Below are 22,399 nucleotides of genomic sequence, written 5' to 3'. Positions count from 1 at the left end.
TTGCATAAAGGTGTTTTTTTATATTTGGTGGTCTATCGAAGTTAAATCGGCGAAGTTTCAATTATGTTATGATAATTTCAAATATATTGATAAAGGGAAGTGGAATTGTGAATGTTCAGTTTGAAAATTTCGGAGATTCCCATCTGAATGAGGATCGGCTAATGAAAGCTTTTCACTATTTAGAATCAAAACGAATCGAGAAACAGTTTTCAGGTGCGACAGCGGTTATTACCCAAAAGGGACGAAACTTGGCAACGTTTTATACTGGCTACATTAAAGATCCTGATGCAATGACTAGCGTAGAGAAAGAAAGCCTTAAAGTAGATATGAAAACGATGTTCGATGCTGCTTCGTTAACGAAAGTTTGTGTAACATTACCTTTAACTTTAAAGCTGATTGAGCAAGGTGAACTTCATTTAGGTGATCGAGTAGCAACGTTTATACCACAGTTTGACACGGATGAGAAAAACCAGATAACAATCGAGCATTTATTAACCCATACCTCAGGAATGAAGACACATATAAAAAAGAGTGTTCATGGTTGGAAGAAAGAAGATATTTTCCAATACATTTACGAATCAGCAATGGAAAATCCCGTTGGTGAAACGGTGCTATACAGTGATTTCGGCTTTATTTTACTATCAAAAATTATTGAAACAGTAACGGGGAAAAGCTTCCAACAACTCGCCTCAGATGAAATATTTCAGCCTTTAGACATGACTGAGAGCTGCTTTTGCCCAAGCGAAAAACAAAAACATCGAATCGCAATGACAGAATATGATAAAGAACAGTCAAAATGGGTGTGGGGACAAGTACATGATGAAACAGCACGGGTGTTAAACGGGGTGAGTGGTCATGCCGGTTTATTCACAACTGCTACAGACCTCTCTCGTTATTTAATCATGATTACAAATGATGACGCTTACAAAGGGCGTGAAATCTTATCAGAAGCAACAATTAACCTAGCAACAAAAAATTATACGAAAACACAAAATGGTAATCGAGGCTTAGGCTGGGTGTTAAAGAATGATTCATTCGATGCATCAGGAATACATTTCTCTGATGAATCATACGGGCATACAGGTTTTACAGGGACAAGCATGTGGTTTGATCCTGCTGATGAAATTGGTGTCATACTTTTAACAAACCGAGTTCACTACGGTCGAGACATTGATATGAAAACAATTCGTGAGCAATTTCATAACCTTGTAAAAGCAGCGTGATAAGAGAAGGGATTTTGCAGTACCGAGTGTCTTTGCTAAAATGACTTTCCCTAGTCCTTTACCACGTTGATTTTCATCAACACCGAATGGATCAAAGCGTTCCAGACCCCTTCATAAGCTCCATAAACAGCAAAGGCGGCAACCTTTTTTTCAGGGTCACGTGCAATGATCAACGTTTCCATCAAAGGATCCCCCAGATGAAACAGGAAGGACTACATAATGCTTGTTTTTTATGGACAGGTGCAAAAACTCCAGTGGCTCACTTATACAAAAAGTTAGTATTTCAGATTACGAGAAAATTTCACGTCATGAAGCATAATTTATAAAGCCGTAATAGAGTGCTAGGTATCTTCTGTGCCTAGCACTTATCCATAAATAAACTTGAAAATAAATTACACAAACAATACAATTAACATAAAATAAAATTTCACCAAAGTAGAATAAAGGATGACAAGAAAGGGGGAAGATGATGTATTATATTGGGATCGATGGTGGTGGGACGAAGACTGCGGCACTTCTTTGTGATGAACAAGGCAATCAACTCTGTGAAGCTATTGAAGGAGCAACGAACCCAACGACTGTGAGTACAGAAACCATTGAAATAAGATTTCAACGTTTACTAGATCAGTTGAGAGGTTCACCAAACATTAATTTTCTTCACGTAAAAACAATATTCGTAGGGATGTCTGGGTATTCTCGCCTTACGAATGAAGATCGGATAATTAAGATTTTTAGAGAAGCAACAAGTACAAAGACAGTCATCACAATTTCTCATGATGCAATCACAGCGCTTTATTCAGGCACAAACGGCAATCCCGGGATTGTGAATATTGCAGGGACAGGGTCCCTTACGTTTGGGGTCAATGAAAAAGGTGAAGAAAAGCGTGTTGGTGGTTGGGGATTTTTACTTGACCATTCTGGCAGTGGATATGGAATAGGCTTAGCAGCATTAAAGCGTCTTTTTCACGAGAGTGACGATGGATTACCATTAACTCCTTTATCATCATTGATTCTAAAACATTTCGGAGTCATTGAGCCGAAAAATCTTATTCCCCTTATTTATGACAAGGAAAGATCTCGTGAAAACATCGCGTCTCTTGCACCACTTATATTAGACGAAGCGACACGTGGAAACGTTGAGGCGAATGAACTTGTCGATCAAGCAAGTGCTGATATAGCCGAATCTGTGAAAACATTAACGCCACAGTTATTTGGGGAAGGCTATCAAGCGCCTGTTTCAGTCGTGCTCGTCGGTGGACTAATGAAAAGAAAGGAACTGTTTTTACAACGATTAAAAGAGAGATGGGACACTGATTGGCAAGTTGCTGAAGATGAGCCAGTCGTTGGTGCTGTTATTGCAGCAAAAAAGGAAGCGGACGGGGATCATGGACTGAGTGATTTTGCAACGAGGCTGAAGAGAGGGTGACGGAAATGGTGAAAACAGGATTAGATCGTCTCATTGAAGAGAAGGAACATGTACTTAAAGGGAAAAAAATAGGCTTAATAATGAACCACACATCTGTTGATCGTAATCTCCACCTTAGTTTAGACATGCTAGTTGAACTTGGATTTAACGTAAAAGCGATTTTCGCACCAGAACATGGAGTTCGAGGTGATGTAGCAGCTGGACAAACAGTTGAAAATCAAGTAGATGCACGAACGAATATTCCGGTATATAGCCTTTACGGTAAACAAAAACGTCCGACAAGTGAGATGCTAAAAGAGATTGACGTTCTTATTTTTGATATTCAAGACCTCGGTGTCCGCTTTTATACATACATTTACACGCTCGCATATTGCATGGAGGAAGCGGGGAAGCGGGGAATTGAAGTATACGTCCTGGATCGTCCGAACCCAATTAATGGGGCGACTGTAACAGGTAATATCGTGGATCCTCAATTTGAATCGTTTGTTGGAAAGTATGGTTTACCGATTAGACATGGCATGACAGTTGGAGAACTTGCACAATACTTCAATCGTGAGTTGAACATGAATGTGAGATTAACTGTTGTGACGATGGAAGGGTGGAAGCGAACCATGTCGTATGATGATACCGGTTTACCTTGGATTATGCCCTCACCAAATGCAACTGGAAAGACGATGTCGGCACTTTACCCTGGAACGTGTTTTTTCGAAGGAACGAACGTTTCCGAAGGTCGTGGAACAACAGCTCCTTTTAAATGGATCGGTGCACCATGGATCGATGCGTATAAATGGAGAGCAGAATTTGAAAAACTCGCCCTACCAGGAGTACAAGTACGACCGGTTACATTCACCCCACTTATATCAAAGTATCAAGGGGAAGTTTGCTATGGACTCGACCTTCACATTTACAATGAAGACGAATTTGAGCCTATTGAAACATCATTAGGCCTCATCGATTCACTTGTTGTCTTATACAGAGATAAATTTCAATGGACAGCTCCGATTAATGGACGTTATTTTATTGATCTTATTAGCGGTACCGATCAAGTTAGAAGGCTAGGTGACCGTGGTGATTCACTAGTGAATTGGATTCGTGGGAAGGGAGAAGAAGCAAAGCAGTTTGAAGAAAAAAGAAAGCCATATTTACTTTATGACTGATCGGAAAAAGGGAGGTGTCAAAGCGAGATTGGCACTTCTTTTTTTAAATAGACTATTTATTACGAAAAAAAGGGGGAATGTAAGATGCAATTTCATTCGTGGGATGAGCTAAACGAGGAGCATATTCTAGCAATATGTAAACTATGGAACCGAGAGATTGGGGAACAGTTTCCGATGAGAGAATCATTGTTTAAACAAAACAGTGTTGATGACGAAAATGTATGTATATCAGGCTCATTCTTTGTGTTAAACGATGGAGGGCAATGTATAGGCGCTATTGTTACAAAAATATGTCAAACTGAAGAGGTAAAAAGATTGCTTGCTGAAGAAGTCGGATGGATTCAATGGATGCTTGTAGATTCAGCATTTCGGAACAAAGGAATTGGTGGAGAGCTTCTAAAAAAGGCAGAAGCTGCTTTAAAAGATCAAGGTGCAAAGAAAGTGATTGGAGGACGTGACCCGTTTCATTACTTTCCTGGTATTCCTGTATCGATGCCGGCAGTACGGAAATGGTTTGAAGGGAAAGGTTATAAGTATTCGAAAACGGTATCAGATTTCATCCGTCATGAAGATAAGGAAGGTTATGATGAAATGCCGTTTTTTCCAGAAGTCTCAATAAATGTCCTTTCTCCTAAAGATCAAAACGATTTTCTTACATTTATGCACGAAAAGTTCCCGGGAAGATGGGAGTATGAAGCGAAGAAGTATTACGAGCTTGGTGGAAGTGGAAGAGAATACATTGTAATGAAGCAGGGTGGAGCTATTATTGGCTTTTGTCGAGTAAACGATGCCGATTCACCAATGATCGCCCAAAACACGTACTGGGCACCTCGCTTTAATGGGAGACTTGGAGGTATTGGTCCATTAGGGATAGACAAGGCATACCGCAAACACGGTTATGGGTTAGGGATTGTTCAAGCTGCAATTACTGTTTTACAAAAACGTGAAGTCGACCATCTCATCATCGATTGGACAGAGCTCATTGAGTTTTACCAAAAATTCGGTTTCGAGATTATTTGGCGGTATGATCAGTTAGAAAAAACAAGGTTATAAATACCATGATATTCCATAAACCTATACCTATTTTCATAAAAATATATAGTTCGTAAGTTCTGAAATTAAATTTTAGAAAAAACAGAAAAATCTTAAAAGGTTTTTTCAACAGTGTCACCGAATGGGTGTGTTGTGAAAAATTTTTATAGGGAGTGGTATAGGTGAGTAAGGTATTAAAGGTGTTTTTTGTTTTTCTTTTTGTAAGCGCTTCATTTATGGCGACAAGTTCGCTAGTTTCATTTGCAGATGATGAAGAGCAAATGATCCGTGTCGGAGTCGTTCCGAACGCGACGTCACTCACTGTTGGAAGTGAAACCTCTTACCAACTTGAATCAAAAGAAACAGGTGTCGTTCTTTATGAAGGAGAAAGCGAGGAAGTGACAGTCGAACTTCAGTCACAAGGTACGATTGAAACGTTATTCCGTCTTCAAACTGGGTGGATAAGTAGCGAATCTGCATTAGCGGAATGGCTTACACAAGCAGAGGAAGAAGGTTATCCAACGTATGTTGAACCACATAATGATGGCTACCGAATGTTAGCAGGGGCATTTTCACTTGATGCTTCATGGGGAGAGCGGGAAGCTTTCCGACAAGAGTTAATTGACAAAGGGCTTGCTGGTAGCGATGCATTTTGGCGCCAGATTACAACGTCTGAAGGTGAATCTTCTATCAGCATCGGTGATGACTTAACGTATGAAGGGGCTGTTGTGCTTCGAGCAGACAACGGGCTTGTTACTGTCAATGGTCAACCATACCGTGGTTTTGCAGAAGTAGAATTTAATAGCGCAGGTACGCTCGTTGCAATTAACGAACTTCCGTTAGAGGAGTATTTATATGGGGTTGTCCCTCATGAGCTACCACCAGTACCTTATGGGGAACTTGAAGCACAAAAAACACAAGCGGTTGCTGCAAGGACGTATGCACTTTCGAACTTAGGAAAGCGTAGCTCAGATGGATATGATTTACTTCCAACAACATCTGACCAAGTTTATGGAGGTTACGGGGCAGAGCACCCAATTTCTAATAGTGCAGTTGATGAAACAAGAGGAGTCGTCGCAACGTATGATGGGGAGCTAATTACAGCTGTTTATCACTCAACAAGTGGTGGCTTTACTGCTAATAATGAAGATGTGTGGAATACAGAGGCAGTTCCATACTTACGTGGAGCACCAGATGCAAACCGAGGAAATGCATTTGATAACGTTCCAACACTTGAAGTGTTTAAAAATAGTGGTAATGCAAAATCTTTACGCGGCATGAATGAAGGTGCCTACGAATCTGACTGGTCTAGATATCACCGTTGGACATTCGAATGGACGATGGAGGAAATGACAGAGTCATTGAGTGCTAGATTTAATACCGATGTCGGGAAAGTTTACGAAATTAATGTATTAGAACGCTCTGACTCAGGGAGAGTCTATGAAATTGAGTTTGTAACAGAAAACGGCACATTCTCTGAATCAAAAGACCAAATTCGCTGGGCATTGCAATACTTTAACGCTCAAGGTAACTTAAGCCCACTATTAAGTACACTGTTCTTTATTGAACCTATCATGGGAAAACAGGAAGTGGTCGGCTTTGAAGTATATGGCGGTGGCTGGGGCCACGGTGTAGGAATGTCACAAACTGGCGCAGTCGGAATGGCAGAAAAAGGAGCCGATTATGAAGAGATTTTAAAGCACTATTATCAAGGAATTGACTTGGATACAATCTATTAAAATATGAATAGTCAATTAAGAGTTTGACATCATTGTCAGGCTCTTATTTTTCTTTAAATTTAAAATGATAAAAAAACATTTCAAAAAATTAAAAAACTGGTTGAAATATTATTACAGTTATTTTAAGATTAATATTGAAAGAAAATTTCAAAACAACCGATGAAGTTTGGTGATATGAGATGGATGTAAATCTCTCTGCTCTTACGACAGAACAGCGAAATGAAAAAACGAAAAACATTGATCAAAAGTCAACGATCGATATTTTGACGTTGATGAATGAAGAAGACCAGACGATCGCCCAGGCTGTAAATCATGAATTGACCCACATTGAACGAACAGTTGAATACGTGTATGAATCTTTAAAGCAAGGTGGTACATTATTTTACATTGGAGCAGGTACTAGTGGGAGGTTAGGAGTTCTTGATGCCTCTGAGTGCCCACCTACATTTCGAACATCTCCTGACACTGTAAAAGCAATTATGGCAGGTGGCGAAGGAGCAATGTTCCGAGCTGTAGAAGGTGTAGAGGACAGCGTGGAACAAGGTGCGGAAGATTTAAAGCTAGTTGGACTTACACACAAAGACGTTGTTATTGGCATCGCAGCTAGTGGAAGAACACCATACGCGATAGGAGCACTGAATTATGCAAATGAACTAGGTGCAAAAACAATTGCTCTGACATGTAACAAAAATTCAGAACTTGGCAAGGTTGCCTTAGAAGCGATCGAAGTTGAAGTCGGCCCTGAAGTCCTAACAGGCTCAACGAGGTTGAAAGCTGCAACAGCACATAAGATGATATTGAATATGATCTCAACTACGAGCATGGTAAAACTAGGTAAAGTCTATGAAAACTTGATGGTAGATGTAAATGCGAGTAACTTAAAGCTTAAGGAACGCGCAAAAAGTATTGTCAAATCAGTAACAGATGTTTCTGATGAAAAGATTGCCACAACATTGAAGGAAGCAGAAAATGATGTGAAGGTGGCCATCGTCATGCTAAAAGCGAACGTCAATGTCCACGAGGCGAAGGAGCTCCTTATTCAAAATGAAGGCTTCGTCCGCAAAGCAATCGAATCTGTTGAAGGAAATTAAAGGATAAATCTGATTCAAGTGCATTAATTTACTTGTCTTGATGAGTATCACTTAATACAAGACAAGGTATATAACTGAAAATATGAAAGCGCTATCTAAGGCTGAGAGTTTTTACTTTAGTTTTCCACCAAAGAGACGGATAACCGTTTCTTTGGTTTAAAAACATTATCATTATTTTTCAAGGGGGATAAACATGAAGAAAATGAAATCATTGGTGGCAACGGGTGTTTTCGCTTTAAGTTTGTCAGCGTTGACTGCATGTGGAGGAGACTCGTCAAGTGGTGTAGATGTTGATAACTGGGAAGATTGGGAAGGAGAAATTACCATCTGGGATGGTCCTAGGTGGCAAGACGAAGATGAGAACCAATATCACTGGATTGAAGACAAAGTTGCAGAATTTGAAGATATGTATCCAGGAGTTGAAATTGACATCGTACAGCAGCCTTGGGCAGAACTTGGTGATGCGTTAAGTGTCGCAATTGCTGGACATAACTGGCCAGACATCGCGCCAATCGATATTAGTGGTGGAGCAATTAGCTTAAACCATATCGAAGAAGGCGTGATTGAATCAACAGATGATCTCTTCACTGAAGATGAGTGGGCAGATTTCTATCCAAACACATTAGAAGCATATGAGTACGAAGGTTCTCTTTACGGTGTTCCAACGTCTGTAAGTGTTCAAACAATGCTATTAAACCTTGAGATTTTTGAAGAAAAAGGTGTAGAGCCTCCAGAAGATGGACGCTGGACATACGATGAATTCGTAGAAACGATGAAAGCCTTGACTGATGATGAGGTTTACGGTTTCTCAACATATATTATGCCAAATTACTATGAAGCGTGGCCGTTCCTATTAATGGATGGTGGATACCCGCTAAGTGAGGACCTAGAAGAATATACATTTGATTCACCAGAAGCAATTAGTGGTTTACAAAAGCTAGTTGATCTAAAGTTCGAACATGAAGTGGCACCACAAGAAATGGGTGGCTCTGATGTAGGTGGAACGTTCCAAGCATTTGCAGCATTAGACCAGCGTACAGTTGCTGTTCAACCTTGGGCAACATGGGCGATCAACTCTCTTCAAACAGAAGAGTATGAGATGGATTTCATGGTTGCTGAATACCCAATCGGTGACTTAGGTGAGCCAGTCACAATGGGTGGAGTTGGCGGATATGTTATGTTCGCACAAGAAGATGAAGCGAAGAAGATGATGGTTTCTGAATTCTTAAAGCACATCACAAATACTGAAGAACAGTATACAACTGCGAAGAACTACGGTACATTCCCTGCACGTGAATCAGCGGCAGACATGGAACCATTTGCTGATAACCCAGCAATGGCAGATGCTCAAGAACTAGCGGATCAAGTAGTTGGAATTCCAATGCACTCTGAATGGGCACGAATCGATGAAGTCATTCAAAGTCAGCTTCAACTAGCAGCTAATGGTGAGAAAACGCCAGAAGAGGCTCTAACAGATGCTCGTAGTGAAGTAGAGCGCATCTTAAACGAATAGTATCAAAATGAAGGTGGGGATGGCTCAAAAACAAAGTCCAGGCACATCCAAAACAAGGTACAGAGCTAAAAGGTTTAGGTCTACATCTTGTGAAGGGTGGAGAGAGCTAGGCACTTTTGAGTCCTCCTCCTTTTTACGAATGGACACTTACCGAAGTGTAAGGGGGAAGAACATTGAATACGGAAACGAAACCAAATACGTCAACTCAATTTGATACATCAAAAAAAATCGTTTTGAAAAAGAAAACGCTGTGGCAGAAAATTGTAGAAAATAAAGTCGCCTACTTCTTTCTCTTACCAAAGCTCGTCTTTTTCATTACGTTTATGCTCGTTCCAATCGTATGGGCATTTTTCATATCATTTCAGGATCGCGGTGTATTTGATGTTGAATGGGTTGGCTTTAAACATTATCTTGTCGCATTTGAAAGTCCAATTTTTAGAGCAGCATTATGGAATACGTTCTTATTTACAATCGTGACTGTACCTGCCTTTATTATTACCGCACTTGTCATTGCTACTTTAATTTATCCCTTAGGCAAGTGGTCACAAACCTTTTTTCGCTCAGCATTTTACTTACCAACCGTCACTTCAATGGTTATCATTGCGATGGTATGGCGCTGGATGTATAACTATCGTTTTGGTTTGTTTAACTATATTATAGAGTTTTTCGGGTTTGAGCGAGTTGACTGGCTCGGACAAACTGCGACAGCATTACCGTCACTTATGATCATGGCGATACTTATACCACCAGGTGCTGGGATTATCATTTATTTAGCAGCCATGAACAACATTAGTCCATCACTATATGAAGCGGCAGATATCGATGGGGCGTCTCCACTTCAAAAATGGTTCCGCATAACCATTCCACTCTTAAAGCCAACAACGCTTTATTTAGTGATCTTAAGTACAATTGGTTCGTTCCAAGTATTTACGCAAATTATTATGATGACAGGTGGTGGACCAGGGTATGCAACAGAAACTCTCGTCCACGTCATCTATAAAACAGCCTTCCGTGACTTTAACTTCGGTTTAGCGTCGGCCCAATCAGTAATTTTATTCTTTATTATCATGGCGTTTGCGATCTTCCAATTTAGAACGCTACGAACAGAGAAATAAGGAAGTAGGTGAAACAAGACATGCAATCAACCTCCGTTTTAAAACGAAGAATGAAGAAAACAATCATCGTTTCAATCTTAACGGTGTTAGCGCTTATCTCTTTACTTCCATTGTATTGGGTGTTCGTAACAGCTTTACAGCTACCAAGTTATCAAAACGAAGAGATGGACCGCCCGGTTTCTTATGTTGAATCATCACCTCCGAAACTCTACCCAGTTGGGGTGACAGAATACTTTTCACAATGGCAAAAAAAGCGTGAAGCAGAACGTCTCGGTGATTACGAACAAGCAGAGGTCCATTCCTCATTAATGACAGAAGTTCGAGAGAAAACGTTCGGATCATTCACATATTTATTTGAGCGAACCCAAATACCGAGATGGTTATTTAATAGTTTATATATAGCGATTGTCACCACCGCCGCCATAGTTTTAATTGATACAATGGCCGGCTACGTTTTAGCGAAAAAGAACTTTCCGGGGAAGTGGATCATCTTCTGGGTGATTATTTCAACGATGATGATCCCTGAACAAGTAACCCTTGTTCCAACCTTTATAATCGTTCAAAATTTACAACTCTTTGACACCCACTGGGCCTTAATTTTCCCAATGCTGGCACTCGCCTTCGGGGTCTTTCTCATGCGGCAGTTCTTATTATCTATCCCAGATGAACTGATCGAAGCCGCAAAAATTGACGGTGCGTCGGAATGGCGAATTTTTAGGTCCATCGTATTACCACTTGCAAGACCAGCAATGGCCGTTCTTGGAATCTTTACATTTGTTCTCGTATGGAACTCTTTCCTATGGCCAATCATCGTCATTAACGACGAAAACTTAATGACCTTACCAGCGGGGTTAAAAACATTACAAGATGCAAACTTAGCTGACTTTAAACTCCTAATGACCGGGGCAACAATTGCAGCAGTTCCAATGATTATCTTCTTCCTCATGTTCCAGCGTTACTTTATTAAAGGACTAACATTAGGGGGAGTGAAGGAGTAATGAATAACAACATTAAGAAAAAACTAGGTCAGATGATGGTGTTCGGCTTCAACGCCGACCACCCATCAAAGGTCTCAGATGAAATGAAGGAAATGATCGAGAAGCATCATGTCGGTGGGGTTATTTTGTTTGGCAGAAATATTGGGACACCTAAAGACATTTTGACATTAACAAATAAATTACAGCGCATTGCTCGTGATGCAGGGCATGAACATCCGTTATTTATTACAATAGACCAAGAAAATGGGGTCGTTCGTCGCTTAGGAGAAGGTACGACAGTTTTTCCAGGAGCGATGCTTTTAGGAGCAACGCAAGAACCAAAAAATGCTTATAAAACAGGGCGCTTAACAGCGAAAGAGTTGAAGGCGCTCGGTATTAACTGGAACTTAGCACCTGTTGTTGATGTTAATAACAATCCACTAAACCAAGTGATTGGTGTTCGTTCATTTGGCGAGGATGCTAAAACCGTCGCACAATTTTCTGAACAAGCAATGAAAGGAATGCAAGATGCCGAGGTCATGACTACGATTAAGCACTTTCCAGGTCACGGTGATACAGATCTCGACTCTCATTTAGAGTTGCCAACGATCAAGCATACGATGGAGAGGCTTGAAAACGTAGAACTCATCCCTTTTAAACAGTGTATTGAAAATGGAGCAGATGTTGTCATGACATCACATGTCTACTTCCCGGCACTTGAACCGAGAGAAGGTGTTCCAGCGACTCTTTCACGCTCTGTTTTAACCGGTTTACTGCGTGATAAGTTAGATTTTCGCGGATTAATTACGACCGATTGCATGGAGATGAAAGCAATCGCTGACACGATAGGAACCGCAAATGGTGCCGTTGAAGCTATGAAAGCCGGTGTTGATTTAATTATGATCTCGCTAAGCTATGACCTTCAAGTAAATGCATTGAGGAAGATCGAGCATAGCTTCAAGAACGGCGAAATCGGCCTCGGCCAAATCGAAGCATCGTATGAGCGTGTGATGTTAGCGAAAGAAAAATACTTATCATGGGATGATCTTCAATTAGATCGTGACATAGTCAAAGTGCCTGAAATTGTCGGTTGTAATCAGCATAAAAAGGAAGCAGATGAAATCTTCCAACAAGGGGTGACGGTGGTTGAAAATAAAGGTGAAACGTTACCGTTAGGAACTTCATCAGAACAAAAGACACTCGTCATTTATCCTGAAAACGGCTACTTAACGATGGCAGAAGATAAACGCTATTCAAGTCACGCCCTAGGGCAAGTCATTCAAGAAAATGACGAGAATGCGAAAACTGCTGTTATCGGTGATGATGAGGAAAGTATTGATGCATTAATCAAACAAGCAGAACAATACGACACACTGATTATCGGTACAATCTCTGCAGCAAATTCAAGTCATCAGCAAAATGTAGTGAAACGTTTGAAGATGTTAAACAAAACGATGGTGATCGTTGCGATGCGCAGTCCTTACGACATTAACTATTTACCAGAAGTAGATGCATACGTCACAGCGTACGAATTTACGACACCAGCTCTTCGCTTTGCCGCAAAGGCTATTTATGGAAAAATAGATGTAAATGGTCGCTCACCGGTAACATTAAAGGTATAAATAACAGGCTGTTGATGGTATGATCAGCAGCCTGTCTCTATCAATAACAAATAATATTTAAATTCAAAATGGTGAACATTTACGTTTTATTGTTCAATGATGCACATGATTACTGACAAGGTACCTTATTTTTTCCTATTCGATCATTCCTTGCTAAAATATAAGAGTCTAAAAGAGGACGAAAATGAATTAATTTTAACAATAAAAAAGGATGTGACCTTACGTGACTTCTTCCACATCTGGAGCACTTATGATCTTAAAAGAAATGTTGAACGACTTAGCACCTTCTGAAAAGAAGATTGCTGAATACATTATGGACCATCCAAACGAAACGATTTCTCTAACGGCATCACAGTTAGGAGAACGTAGCTTAACGAGCAGTGCAGCGGTTATTCGCCTTTGTAAATCACTCGGTTTTAAAGGCTTTCAACAATTAAAGCTTCGTTTAGCAGGTGACTTGCAAAAAAACACAGAAGAAGGCTATCGTGATATTCAGCCTGGAGAGTCGTCTTCACAAGTTGTTTCCAAAATGACCAACAACAGCATTCAAACGTTACGGGAAACAGCAGAGATCCTTGATTTAGAAGACTTAGATCAAGCAGTGGAAGCGATGATTCATGCTGAAAACATTCACTTTTTCGGTGTCGGAGCCTCAAGTATTATTGCTCAAGATGCCCAGCTGAAGTTTTCTCGTATTAATAAACGGGCAACCGCATTTCCAGACTTTCATGTCGCAGCAATGCACGTTGCCAATGTGAAAGAAGGAGACGTTGTTTGTGGAATCTCCTTCTCTGGAAGTACGTTTGAAGTAGAGCGAATTCTTGAATTAGCAAATAAGAAAAACGCAACAACGATCGGACTAACGCGCTTTGGTCCGTCGCCTGTTGCCGATGTCTCGCAAATTTGTTTACGCACGTCGATCTCAAAGGAAGCGACATTTAGAAGTGGAGCAACTTCGTCAAGGATCGCGCAACTTCATGTCATTGATATGTTGTTTATGAGTGTCGCAAACCAAGCGTATGATAATGTAATCAATTATCTTGATGAGACGCGTGATGCTATTAAATTTATTCAAGAAAAGCAGAGTAAAAATGGCCGTAACAGTGGAGGAAACCATGACGTTTGACTTTCAATTCCCTTTAAAAAAAGAACGAGTTCTGGCAGTTGGACTAATGTCTGGAACGTCTGTTGATGGTGTTGATGCAGCACTTGTTGAAATAGAAGGATCGGCTGATAATACGAAAGTGAATCTATTGAAATTCGAGACGCTCGAATATGATGAAGACCTAAAGCAGCGCATCTTACAGCTTTGTAAGCCAGAAACGTCATCGGTCGATGAAATTTGTGAAATGAATGTGCTCTTAGGAGAAAAAATGGCGGATGCGGCAAAAAAAGTCGTTTCAAATTCAGAAAAGTCTATGGATGAAATAGATTTCATCAGTTCTCACGGTCAAACCATTTATCACATGCCAGAGAAATATGCGACGCTACAAATTGGAGAGCTTGCCGTGATCGCCAACCGAACAGGTTGCTTAACTGTCGGTGACTTTCGTCCGAATGATTTAGCTGCTGGCGGACAAGGAGCACCTCTTGTTCCATTTGTTGACCAAATACTTTTTAAAGATGAACATAAAGGAAGAGTGTTGATCAACATCGGTGGAATTAGTAATCTGACAGTCTTACCGGCAAATGCTTCGAACACAGATCAAACGATATACGCCTTCGATATTGGGCCTGGAAACGTTTTAATCGATGAAATGGTTCGGATTGGAACAAACGGAAAGCTAGATTACGATGAAAGTGGGAAAATTGGTGCTAGAGGGACCGTTCATGAGAGCTGGCTTAATGAGATTATTGCTAGTGACCCATTTATTTCACGTCCTTACCCGAAAAGCACAGGTCGTGAGCTATATACGAGGACGTATGCGAAAGAATTGTATAATGCTGGTATAAAGCGAAATTATCCATTTGAAGATATTGTCGCTACGATCACTTATTACACAGTAATAGCGATTGTAAGTACGGTCAAAGAACAAATAGATCCAGACTATAAGATTGATGAAGTATTCGTTGGTGGGGGCGGAGTTCATAATGCATTTTTAATGGGAAGTTTACAGAAAGAACTTTCTCGCCCAGTACAATCAATGGAAAGAATTGATTTTTCAAGTGATGCAAAAGAAGCGATTGCGTTTGCGATTTTAGGAAATGAATTTTTGCGAAATCAACCAAACACCTTACCTTCTGCTACAGGAGCTGACAAGCCGACCGTAATGGGAAAATTGACGTTTCCGTAATTTGCTCTAAAACCTTTATGCGTGCAAACAACGCATAAAGGTTTTTTGTCTGTTATTGAAGTAATCACGTAGTACATAGTCGATGATGTCTAATCATGAACCTTAAACAAACGTTTGTTTAACTATTTATCTACATTTACAAGTGTTTTTCGAGGGTTCTCAGTTCATAGCTTCATCATTTAACATGGCATGATAGTTCTATTATCGACCTTTTATTCGTCTATCAATCTGTAATTAATTACAATTAATGACATTAGACGTCTTGACGAAAACGTGTTAAAATATTTCTGGTTATTAATTATATGAAAAGAAGGTGTGCATCTATGAAAAACTTATCAATACGCACAGGCTTATATATATTAGGTTTATTGATTTTATCATTTGGAATTAGCATGATGGTTATCGCAGACCTTGGTGCAGGGCCGTGGGACGCGTTATTCGTTGGATTATCAATTCAAATTGGTTTAACAGTTGGAACATGGATCTTTATCGTAGGTTTTTTACTTATTCTATTAAATGCTTATTTAATGAAACAAAGGCCAGATATTACAGCGCTCATTACAATGTTTATTTTAGGGTTATTTATTGATTTCTGGTTATTGGTTGTCTTCCCAGAAATGGCGATCGCATCCTTTATGTTACGTGTCGTCATGGTTCTTGTTGGGATCACGTTTATGGGGCTAGGGATTGCGGTTTACCTACCTGCAGACCTTGCGAAAAACCCAATTGATAGCTTAATGCTAGCAGTGCAACACCGTACAGGGAAAAGCATGAAAGTATCTAAAACAATCATTGAAATTGGCGCATTAATTATGGCATTTATTTTTAGTGGCCCAATTGGAGTAGGGACACTGCTTTCAGTATTTGCGATTGGACCACTGATCCAAATGTTCCACACGCCTTTATCTGCAAAACTAAAATTCTCTTAATTTCATACCTTTTAAACACTGAGACTAGAAAGCAGCTGGCTATTGCCAGGTGCTTTTTTTAACGCTTTTTTATCCTTCAATCCGCAGAGTGGTAAGTTTTACTAAGTCCTATAAGAGGAAAACTTTGCTACTATTAAAATATGAAAATAAAGGAGGCAAAGGAACGAATTGAAAAAATATCTATTAAGTGGGCTGGTAAGTGTAGTATTTATCTACATAATGGTTCAATCTGTTGATTTAAACAGTGCTGAGGCAGAGTCTAGTGATAAGGAAATAGCGGGAGACATGCCATTAAGAGTCATGTGGGGAGAAAGGAATGTTGAATCAAATCTCCTAGAAGCTGTCCAATTAGATTCATTGGAACATGTTCAAACTAAGGGTGAACAAGAAGGGGAAGATTTCAAGGAACAAGAAAACCTTCAAACCGATGAGACAGAACTAGAAAATGATGAGAGTAAAAAAGAAAAAAGTATAAATGAAGAAGTACAAGAGAAGGAAGTTATGAAGGAGACAAAGAACGTAGAAGAAACTGATGAAAAAGAGCAGAAACAGACAAATGAAGAAACCGTCATCAGTGAAGATACTAACTTCTTTTTATTAAAACAAATAACAGAGGATTATAATAATGGCTTATATTTTTCAAAAACGATCGAATACCAATCGAAGTTTGCACAAAACAATAATCGAGGAGCAATTCACTCTGACAGAGAGTATGTCTTCTTAGAGGGGCATTCAAATATTTTAATCACAGCTCCACATTCAACGATACATACACGTGAAGGCGATCCTAAGGATGCTGATATTTATACTGGTGCAATGGCACTTTCCATCCATGAATATACGAATGCACATGTTCTATATCAAACAAAAGAAACGAAAGATGCAAACTATTATAATGATACAGCATTTAAAAGAGAGTTATCGAGAATAATTGATAATTATCCGATAACGTTAGTCATTGACTTACATGGGGCAGCAAGAAGCAGGCCTTTTGATGTTGATATTGGAACGGACGGTGGGTCACTTGTGGACCAAATGACAATCAATAACTTTAAAAATATTAATCAATCTCACGGAATTCACAGTGTTTATGAAAACCATACATTTACAGCATCAGGAGCAGCAACGGTTGCGAACTACTCAAAAAACGAATTAGGTATTCAGGCAATGCAAGTTGAATATAATAGAGACTACCGTGATCCGCGTAATAAACTACAAAACTATTATCTTGCAGTTTATGCGTTAGCGGAATTTGTTTTATCTCAGCAATCATAATACCTATTAAAGTGTCAGGAAAACATTACAATTACCATTTGTAATGAGTTCCTGGCACTTCTTTTTTGTAAAAAAGGGGAGAATCAAGCAATTAGATTATCATTTTTTCTTGATTTCTATCATTAATTTTTGCTATTAAATGTAAAAATAGGAAGAAAGTATTGATAGAATTTTAAATTTTTTGTAAAATTAAATATATTAGTGTGAAAGGAGGGAAAATTCTGAAAAAGTGTCAAATATTAAAGTTACGAGAATAGGGGGAGTATCATTGAAGCAGTTACGTAAAGTATTTATTAGCTTAATGGCGGTATTACTTGTGACCTCTAACTTACAATTTGCTGTTGGTGGTGCAAATGCAGAAGGTACGAGTGATTTAGGAATTAAGACCGACTTAACAACTGCTGATTCAGACAAAGGTGTTAATGTGTCAGATGAAGAGTTATTAAATTCGTTTTACAATGAAAATGACCAAGTTCGTGTATTAGTTGAAATGGAAGAGAAACCAGGTGTTTTCCATGCGATGCAAGCAGGAGTGAAGTATGATGAACTTCCTAGTTCTGAACAACAAAGCTTGCATGAAGAAGCAGTACAAGTTCAAAGTGCTGTTCAATCAAACATTAAATCACAAGGTGTCAGCATTGATGTGATTCATAACTTCACAGCAGTAACAAATGGTTTCAGTGCTGAAATTACTTTCGGTGACATAGAGACAATTGAAAATACTGCTGGTGTAAAAATGGTTCATGTAGTAAATGAGTATGAACGCCCTGAAGCGGAACTTGATATGAGCTATAGTAAAGGGATGATAAATGCTCAAAAAACGTGGGATAACTATGATTACACAGGTGAAGGCCTTGTTATCGGGATCATCGATACAGGAATTGACCCATGGCACCGTGATATGGAAGTAACTGAAGGTACAGAATTGAAAATTGACAAAGAGCTTGTTGAATCTTTAGACGTACCGGGTAAATGGTTTACTGATAAAGTACCATACGGTTACAACTATATGGATAGAAACAACGAAATCCTTGATCCATTCTCTCATCACGGAATGCATGTTGGAGGAACTGCAGCAGCAAACGGTGATGAAGGAGATGGTGGAATTAAAGGTGTAGCTCCTGATGCACAATTATTAGCGTTAAAAGTTTTTGGTAATGATCCTACATTTGGTTCTACATATGGGGATGTATACGTAAAAGCTATGGATGACGCACTTAAATTAGGAGTTGACGTATTAAACTTGAGTTTAGGTTCAGTAGCTGGCTTTGTTAGTCCACATGACCCTGAGCAACAAGCGGTAAAACGTGCACAAGAAAGTGGAGTTGTTGTATCTATTTCAGCTGGTAACTCAGCTCACTTTGCTAACGGATTTGCAAAAGCACCTTATGCTTCGAATCCGGATATTGGTGTGACTGGATCTCCATCAGTATCTTATGAATCTATAGGTGTAGCATCAAGTGAGAATGATTATATGGCTATGGATGCATTAGTAGCTAATTCTTCTAGCTACCCTGAAGAATTACTACCGTTTTTGGTATCAGGTACTACTGATCCGATAACGTTAGATGGTGAACTTGAAGTTGTTTATGCTGGATTAGGGTACGAAGAAGAATATGAAGGACTCGATGTTGAAGGTAAGGTGGCATTAGTTCAACGTGGTGAATTTGCGTTTGTTGATAAAGGGCTAAATGCACAAGCAAATGGTGCAGCAGCTGTCATTATTTTCAATAATGTGTCTGGTTACGTGAATATGCAAGACGATCCTGCGATTGAAATTCCATATTTATTTATGGACAAAAGCAGCGGTGAATTTTTAAGAGACTTAAGTGAGAATGAAGAAGAGAACCTTACGATTAGCTTTAATGGTGACGAAACGATTGCTTTAAACCCTGAAGCAGGTGCAATGTCTGACTTTACATCATGGGGATTAGCTCCAAACCTTGATTTCAAGCCAGAAATCACAGCTCCAGGTGGAAACATCCTTTCAACACTACAAGATAACAAATACGGTTTAATGAGCGGTACTTCTATGGCAGCTCCTCATGTTGCTGGAGGGGCAGCACTTATTCTGGAACGTGTTGATGAAGAATTCGGTCTAGAAGGTGCTGACCGTTCTTTACTTGCAAAGAAACTATTAATGAACACTGCAAAACCGAAACAAGATATCGGATTTGCTAACGCAGCACTAGGTTGGGAGAACTCATTCTCACCTCGTCGTCAAGGTGCAGGTGAAATGGACTTGCATGCTGCAAGCAGTACACCAGCATATGCAGTAAATCCAGTAGATGGTGAAGCAAAGGTTGCTTTACGTGAAATTTCAGATGAAGTTTCGTTCGAACTGGAAGTGACAAACTTTAGTGATGATGAAGTAACTTATGATATTGAGACACAGCTTCTAACAGATTTTGTAGATCCATTCTTTGAAGGTGAATATTACCTTGGGTTTAACGTACATGAGCTAGAAGCCGTTGAGATTCTTAATGCACCATTCACAGCTTCAGTAGATGGGGCCGAGGTTGGATCAATCACAATTCCTGAAGGTACATCAGTAACAGTGGAATTTGATATTGACCTATCGGAAGGAATTGTTGCTTATGGCGGCGAAAGCCTCGAAGTTCTCTTTGAAAATGGCTATTTTGCTGAAGGGTTCGTTTCATTTGTAGACCCTCAAGATACTCACCCAACATTAAGTGTACCGTTCGTTGGTTTTAACGGAGACTGGGGAGAAGTACCAATCCTTGACGAACCACTTTATGAAGAAGGAAGTTTCTATGAAGTTGCCAACTTACTTTATAGTGAAGATGGAGGTTATTACCACTTAGGGTTTAAGCCAGGACCAGGCTTAGAAGGAGCTGGAGAAAGACATGCTTTCTCACCTGAGCTAACATCAATCACTCCATATCTATCATTCTTGCGTAATGCATCAGAAGTACAATACAGCATTTTAGATGCTGATGAAAACCATTTACGCACGATTTATACACAGTCAAATGTAAGAAAGAACTTCTTTGACCGTGGACTTGGTGTTGCAGCCCAAATTATAGGATCAGCAGCATGGGATGGAACAGTAAGAAACAATGTTGTAGAAGATGGTCTTTACTATTATGAAGTTAAGGCAGTAGCTGATTTTGAAGGTGCTGAATGGCAATCATTCAAGTTCCCTGTACTTGTTGATACAGTGGCACCAGAAGTAACTTCAGAGTTTGATGAAGAAACGAATACATTAAGCTGGTCTGCAACAGATGATCATAGTGGATTAAGGCACTTTGAAGTTCTGTTGGACGGAGGAAATATTTTTGGTGAAGGACAGGTTATTCCTGTGAACGACCAAAATGAGTATGCTATAGAATTTACAGCTTTACCAGAAGTAGCAACTTTTACAGTAAAAGCATATGACAATGCACAAAATGCTGGTGAAGCAGTTCAAGTTATTGGTGATACTGAAAACCCATTAATGTTTATTGATGAGCCTTCTCACCGTGGAATTTACGATTCATTAGAAGTTCCATTAAGTGGATATGTAGAAAATGCCACTGAAATTGCTGAATTCACAGTGAATGGACAAGATGTCGAATTAGAACATAGTGAGGTGGCTAATCGCTACTATTTCGATACTACTTTCACTGTAGAATCTGATGGTGTATATGATATTCCTTTCAACATTAAGGATGTCGCTGGTAACGATACTTCATTATCAAGAAGTGTTATTGTAGATACTACTCCAGCTGAAGTATCTGTTGTAGAATCACCAGAAGAAACGTTTGATCCACAAGCAACATTCACATTTGATGTCAAAGATAACTTTGACAGAATTAGAGTTTTAGTCGATGGCGATGAATTCTATCATCAGCCATTCGGAGGAGCATTTGAACAACGCGAATTTGAGAAGGAATTTGAAGTAACTGTTGATCTTGATTACGGTATCAATGAATTTGATATTGAAGTTCATGATATTGCCGGAAATGTAACAGAGGAAACAGTTACGATTGAAAGACCAGCCGTTGATCGAATTGCAGGACATACTCGTTTTGATACTGCAGTTGAAGTCAGTCAAGAAGGCTGGGATAGTGCGGACAAAGTAATCCTTACTCGTGCTGATGACTTTACAGATGCACTGTCTGGTGCTCCTTTAGCACAAAAATATGATGCGCCAATCTTACTAACTCAAACAGATTCATTACCTCAAGCAACAATCGATGAAATCGACCGTTTAGGTGCAACAGAAGTAGTGATTCTTGGTGGACACCTTGCTGTAGATGACTCAGTAGAAGAAGAGCTAGAAACTCTAGTACCAACTGTAAATCGTATTGCAGGACAAACTAGATGGGAAACTTCAGCAATGATCGCTGAAATGGTTGCTCCAGACGGAACGGATGAAGCGGTTGTTGTTTATGGGCATGACTTCCCAGATGCATTAGCAATAGCTCCTTATGCTGCAGCTCAAGGTATGCCAATACTTTTAACGGATAATGAAACGTTACCTTCAGAAACTGCGGATGTACTCGAATCATTAAACGTTGAAACGACTTATGCATTAGGCGGACACCTTGTTATGTCTGAAGAAGTCTTTGAAGCATTACCTGGTGGCGAACGAATTGGTGGTCAAACACGTTTGGATACAGCAATGATGGTCGTTGAACAATTTGATCCAGGTGCAGATCATTTCTATGTAGCAACTGTTGAAGACCATAATGATGCTTTAGCAGGTGCAGCACTTGCTGGAAAGCAAGATACTGGTATATTGCTAGTAGGGGATTCAGTCCATGATGAACTAGAAACGTATGTTACAGAGAATGGAATTACAACATTAACTGTTCTTGGTGGAGAATTAGCTGTATCAGCTGATCTTTATGAAGAACTAAGAAACCTATTTGCACAATAATAGCTACTTAAAACTGCCTAGAGACTTTCTCTAGGCAGTTTTTCTCTCTTTTAACTCATATTAATTCAACAAAAAATTCATAATTATATAGTTAAATAGTCCGTTAGTACCTACTTTATTT

16 protein-coding genes are annotated in these 22,399 nt (G+C 39.5%); 15 read left to right on the top strand and 1 reads right to left on the bottom strand.

The window, feature by feature from the left end; genetic code table 11:
* Window positions 1–161 precede the first annotated feature (161 nt).
* Window positions 162–1,223, top strand: a complete 1,062-nt coding sequence (locus LGQ02_RS19750; RefSeq protein WP_226515992.1) for a serine hydrolase domain-containing protein — start codon at window positions 162–164, stop codon at window positions 1,221–1,223.
* 50 nt (window positions 1,224–1,273) lie between these two features.
* Here LGQ02_RS19750 and LGQ02_RS21365 read toward each other — a convergent pair whose 3' ends face one another.
* Window positions 1,274–1,405, bottom strand: a complete 132-nt coding sequence (locus LGQ02_RS21365) for a hypothetical protein (RefSeq protein WP_264183994.1) — start codon at window positions 1,403–1,405, stop codon at window positions 1,274–1,276.
* A gap of 284 nt (window positions 1,406–1,689) precedes the next feature.
* On the opposite strand from LGQ02_RS21365, the gene LGQ02_RS19745 reads away from it, so the two are divergent.
* The 14 genes from LGQ02_RS19745 to LGQ02_RS19680 all read left to right on the top strand — a co-directional run bounded on the left by LGQ02_RS19745 (window position 1,690) and on the right by LGQ02_RS19680 (window position 22,278).
* Window positions 1,690–2,649 carry an N-acetylglucosamine kinase gene (locus LGQ02_RS19745; RefSeq protein WP_226515991.1) on the top strand — a complete coding sequence of 320 codons (960 nt, stop codon included), beginning with the start codon at window positions 1,690–1,692 and terminating at the stop codon, window positions 2,647–2,649.
* Between the two features lie 5 nt (window positions 2,650–2,654).
* Window positions 2,655–3,806: an exo-beta-N-acetylmuramidase NamZ family protein gene (locus LGQ02_RS19740; protein ID WP_226515990.1), complete on the top strand. Its 1,152-nt coding sequence runs from the start codon at window positions 2,655–2,657 to the stop codon at window positions 3,804–3,806.
* Window positions 3,807–3,890: 84 nt separating this feature from the next.
* Window positions 3,891–4,859, top strand: coding sequence for a GNAT family N-acetyltransferase (locus LGQ02_RS19735; protein ID WP_226515989.1), 969 nt, complete (start codon window positions 3,891–3,893; stop codon window positions 4,857–4,859).
* Between the two features lie 161 nt (window positions 4,860–5,020).
* On the top strand, window positions 5,021–6,577 hold the full coding sequence (locus tag LGQ02_RS19730) for a SpoIID/LytB domain-containing protein (RefSeq protein WP_226515988.1): 1,557 nt from the start codon (window positions 5,021–5,023) through the stop codon (window positions 6,575–6,577).
* Between the two features lie 179 nt (window positions 6,578–6,756).
* Entirely contained in the window at window positions 6,757–7,668 is a 912-nt protein-coding gene (gene murQ, locus LGQ02_RS19725; protein ID WP_226515987.1) for an N-acetylmuramic acid 6-phosphate etherase, read from the top strand.
* A gap of 193 nt (window positions 7,669–7,861) precedes the next feature.
* Window positions 7,862–9,181 (top strand): sugar ABC transporter substrate-binding protein, encoded by a 1,320-nt coding sequence (locus LGQ02_RS19720; RefSeq protein ID WP_226515986.1) that lies wholly within the window; start codon window positions 7,862–7,864, stop codon window positions 9,179–9,181.
* Window positions 9,182–9,354: 173 nt separating this feature from the next.
* A complete protein-coding gene (locus tag LGQ02_RS19715) occupies window positions 9,355–10,296 on the top strand; it encodes a carbohydrate ABC transporter permease (RefSeq protein WP_226515985.1) in 942 nt (313 codons plus the stop codon).
* A gap of 20 nt (window positions 10,297–10,316) precedes the next feature.
* Window positions 10,317–11,294 (top strand): carbohydrate ABC transporter permease, encoded by a 978-nt coding sequence (locus LGQ02_RS19710; RefSeq protein ID WP_226515984.1) that lies wholly within the window; start codon window positions 10,317–10,319, stop codon window positions 11,292–11,294.
* Complete coding sequence (gene nagZ / locus LGQ02_RS19705) at window positions 11,294–12,895, top strand: beta-N-acetylhexosaminidase (protein ID WP_226515983.1); 1,602 nt, start codon at window positions 11,294–11,296, stop codon at window positions 12,893–12,895. Before LGQ02_RS19710 ends, nagZ begins: the two co-directional genes overlap by 1 nt.
* A gap of 250 nt (window positions 12,896–13,145) precedes the next feature.
* Complete coding sequence (locus LGQ02_RS19700; protein WP_226518384.1) at window positions 13,146–14,021, top strand: MurR/RpiR family transcriptional regulator; 876 nt, start codon at window positions 13,146–13,148, stop codon at window positions 14,019–14,021.
* Window positions 14,011–15,189, top strand: coding sequence for an anhydro-N-acetylmuramic acid kinase (locus tag LGQ02_RS19695; RefSeq protein ID WP_226515982.1), 1,179 nt, complete (start codon window positions 14,011–14,013; stop codon window positions 15,187–15,189). Before LGQ02_RS19700 ends, LGQ02_RS19695 begins: the two co-directional genes overlap by 11 nt.
* 323 nt (window positions 15,190–15,512) lie before the next feature.
* Entirely contained in the window at window positions 15,513–16,118 is a 606-nt protein-coding gene (locus LGQ02_RS19690) for a YczE/YyaS/YitT family protein (protein WP_226515981.1), read from the top strand.
* A gap of 168 nt (window positions 16,119–16,286) precedes the next feature.
* Window positions 16,287–17,393 (top strand): N-formylglutamate amidohydrolase, encoded by a 1,107-nt coding sequence (locus tag LGQ02_RS19685; RefSeq protein WP_226515980.1) that lies wholly within the window; start codon window positions 16,287–16,289, stop codon window positions 17,391–17,393.
* Window positions 17,394–17,661: 268 nt separating this feature from the next.
* Window positions 17,662–22,278: a cell wall-binding repeat-containing protein gene (locus tag LGQ02_RS19680; RefSeq protein ID WP_226515979.1), complete on the top strand. Its 4,617-nt coding sequence runs from the start codon at window positions 17,662–17,664 to the stop codon at window positions 22,276–22,278.
* Window positions 22,279–22,399: the final 121 nt, after the last annotated feature.

Origin of the sequence: Bacillus shivajii (assembly GCF_020519665.1) — a bacterium.
Taxonomy (GTDB): Bacteria; Bacillota; Bacilli; order Bacillales; family Salisediminibacteriaceae; genus Bacillus_CA; species Bacillus_CA shivajii.
The sequence above is the reverse complement of the archived record's forward strand: the minus strand, read 5'-3'. Positions and strand labels throughout refer to the sequence as shown.

Excerpts from the sequence above, each read along its gene's own strand:
- LGQ02_RS19735 (WP_226515989.1), top strand. The coding sequence starts at position 3,891 with ATGCAATTTCATTCGTGGGATGAGCTAAACGAGGAGCATATTCTAGCA.
- LGQ02_RS19700 (WP_226518384.1), top strand. The coding sequence starts at position 13,146 with ATGATCTTAAAAGAAATGTTGAACGACTTAGCACCTTCTGAAAAGAAG.
- nagZ (WP_226515983.1), top strand. The coding sequence starts at position 11,294 with ATGAATAACAACATTAAGAAAAAACTAGGTCAGATGATGGTGTTCGGC.
- murQ (WP_226515987.1), top strand. The coding sequence starts at position 6,757 with ATGGATGTAAATCTCTCTGCTCTTACGACAGAACAGCGAAATGAAAAA.
- LGQ02_RS19695 (WP_226515982.1), top strand. The coding sequence starts at position 14,011 with ATGACGTTTGACTTTCAATTCCCTTTAAAAAAAGAACGAGTTCTGGCA.
- LGQ02_RS21365 (WP_264183994.1), bottom strand. The coding sequence starts at position 1,405 with ATGGAAACGTTGATCATTGCACGTGACCCTGAAAAAAAGGTTGCCGCC.
- LGQ02_RS19690 (WP_226515981.1), top strand. The coding sequence starts at position 15,513 with ATGAAAAACTTATCAATACGCACAGGCTTATATATATTAGGTTTATTG.
- LGQ02_RS19710 (WP_226515984.1), top strand. The coding sequence starts at position 10,317 with ATGCAATCAACCTCCGTTTTAAAACGAAGAATGAAGAAAACAATCATC.
- LGQ02_RS19750 (WP_226515992.1), top strand. The coding sequence starts at position 162 with ATGAAAGCTTTTCACTATTTAGAATCAAAACGAATCGAGAAACAGTTT.
- LGQ02_RS19740 (WP_226515990.1), top strand. The coding sequence starts at position 2,655 with ATGGTGAAAACAGGATTAGATCGTCTCATTGAAGAGAAGGAACATGTA.
- LGQ02_RS19745 (WP_226515991.1), top strand. The coding sequence starts at position 1,690 with ATGATGTATTATATTGGGATCGATGGTGGTGGGACGAAGACTGCGGCA.
- LGQ02_RS19720 (WP_226515986.1), top strand. The coding sequence starts at position 7,862 with ATGAAGAAAATGAAATCATTGGTGGCAACGGGTGTTTTCGCTTTAAGT.